The sequence below is a fragment of the Acinetobacter sp. YH16031 genome (assembly GCF_013417335.1).
Classification (GTDB): domain Bacteria; phylum Pseudomonadota; class Gammaproteobacteria; order Pseudomonadales; family Moraxellaceae; genus Acinetobacter.
Map to the genome: position 1 here is coordinate 1 of NZ_VPED01000120.1, position 2022 is coordinate 2022.

The 2022-nt window shown below is 33.7% G+C and carries 3 protein-coding genes and 1 pseudogene; 2 read left to right on the forward strand and 2 right to left on the reverse strand.

Going from position 1 to position 2022, the window contains the following annotated elements:
- The coding region (locus FTV31_RS16420) for a type II toxin-antitoxin system RelB/DinJ family antitoxin (protein ID WP_180015717.1) at positions 1–145 on the reverse strand (145 nt) is incomplete at its 3' end.
- A 161-nt stretch (positions 146–306) separates the two neighbouring features.
- Here FTV31_RS16420 and FTV31_RS16425 point away from each other — a divergent pair.
- Positions 307–996, forward strand: a complete 690-nt coding sequence (locus FTV31_RS16425; protein WP_180015719.1) for an aspartate/glutamate racemase family protein — start codon at positions 307–309, stop codon at positions 994–996.
- Between the two features lie 139 nt (positions 997–1135).
- Here the strand turns inward: FTV31_RS16425 and FTV31_RS16430 are convergent, their stop codons facing one another.
- Entirely contained in the window at positions 1136–1525 is a 390-nt protein-coding gene (locus FTV31_RS16430; RefSeq protein WP_257227208.1) for a LysR family transcriptional regulator, read from the reverse strand.
- Between the two features lie 285 nt (positions 1526–1810).
- Here FTV31_RS16430 and FTV31_RS16435 point away from each other — a divergent pair.
- A pseudogene (locus FTV31_RS16435) lies at positions 1811–2022 on the forward strand (hypothetical protein); the annotation flags it as partial.

The following is a 2022-nucleotide window of genomic DNA, read 5'->3' on the forward strand; positions in this document are numbered from 1 at the left end:
CTTTTTTGACAGGTAGTTTCCCAGTCGTAGCAACATACTCAAGAATACTAGTAAAGAAATCTGTAGGTGCAATACCTTGTTCTTTAAGGATGGAATAGGATTTTTCTTTAAGGGCTTCATCGACCCTGAAGTTAACAGTAGCCATCATATCTCCCAGTTATTTAATGTACTAGGAGTACTGTAATGCAAATTGCATTACAAGTCGACTTCGTATAACCGCCATTATGTTAAATATGAGCAATTTTGTACTAGATACTTTTAATTATATTGATAAGTTAGATTTTTTAATTTGTTAAAGGCACAACTTTGAAAACAATTGGTTTATTAGGCGGAATGAGTTGGGAATCTACAGATCTTTACTATCAACAAATCAATAAAATGGTTCAAATGAAGCTAGGAAAATTACATTCTGCTAAGGTTGTTCTTATCAGCGTTGATTTTGCTGAAATTGAAGAATTACAACATAAGGGACTCTGGGATGAAGCTGGATTTTATTTAAAAGATAAAGCTATTCAACTAGAAAAAGGAGGGGCCGATGGTATTGTACTTTGTACAAATACGATGCATAAAGTGGCTTCTTATATTGAGAATTCAACTACTATTCCATTTATTCATATTGCCGATGCAACAGCTACGGAAATTTTAAGTCAAAATATTAAAAAAATTGGTCTGCTTGGTACAGCTTTTACTATGGAACAAGATTTTTATAAAAACAGATTAGAAGAAAAAGGACTTGAAGTAATAACGCCAAATGAAACAAATAGAAAAGTTGTGCACGATATTATTTATAATGAATTATGTTTAGGGGTTATAAACAAAGAGTCTCAAAAGAAATATATCAATGTTGTCGAAGATTTAATATCTTCTGGAGCAGAAGGAGTTATCTTAGGGTGCACAGAGATTTGTATGCTTATTGGAGATATTAAATTTTCAGTCCCTCTCTTTGATACTACTTCTATACATGCAAAAGCAGCTGTAGATTTTGTCTTATCATAAAGTTTCTCTAAAATTAACATAATACACGTTATACGAAAGGCCCTATTTACGGGCCTTTTAATCATCTGATTAACATAAAATCTCTTATACGCAGTGGCGGCTAACGCCACTATACAAGGCAACAGACCATACACTTTTTTTAAAACTTGATCTTGGATCTTACTTTAGTCAGTAGCTGATCAAGCAAATTTTGATTTTTGGATAAGTCCAACAGTAAGCCATTTAATTTTGTTTGGATCTCTTTCGGATCAGTCACCTCACCACTCATAAGATTTTTCAACAAACCACCAATCTTGTTGAAATCCTCCTTTATGCTACGAATTTCCTGAAACGATTGAACATCTATCAAACTTTTGGGCTGATAGCTTAAACCCAAATCACGTGCATATTGAGAAACCGATAAATTAGCCTGAGCAGCATTTGCTTCAATCTGCTTTTTTTCTTCATCAGTTACGACCACTTTAATGATCTTTTGGCGTATCCGTTTTGGCTTTTTCTTTTCATTCATTTTCATCATTTCCATTGTCATTTGGCTATGCCAAAAGCTCCGCAGGACAAGATTCCACGTTGAGCTGAAAGCGAATAAGTGGGCGTAATGGTGGGCCAATCATGCTTGCATGTTGGTCAACATTACACATCTTGCCAATATCACTGAAAGTTCAATTGCACATAAATGCATATAATTGCACATCAAAATGAATAAAAACCATTTAAAAGCTTATAGTTGCAGATAATTTCATATAAAATCGTATAAAAGCTCTTAATTGCATATAGTTGCACATAATTGCATAAATCAAAGAAAGAGGAAGTCATTATGGTCACCAGACATGGCGCTAAAAAATTCATCATCTCTGTATTGCCAGAAATAGAAAAACGGCTGGAAGCTGGTTATACAATTAAGGAAATCCACGCTGATTTACCTGAGCTAGCGAACAATATTTCTTACAGTTCAGTTTTACGAAATTTGAGTAAAATGGGAATCAGTGAAAAAAAGCCACATTCAAATAAAATAGAAAAATCAGTGAA

Coding starts and splice junctions, on each gene's coding strand:
- FTV31_RS16430 (WP_257227208.1), bottom strand. CDS start 1,525: ATGACAATGGAAATGATGAAAATGAATGAAAAGAAAAAGCCAAAACGG.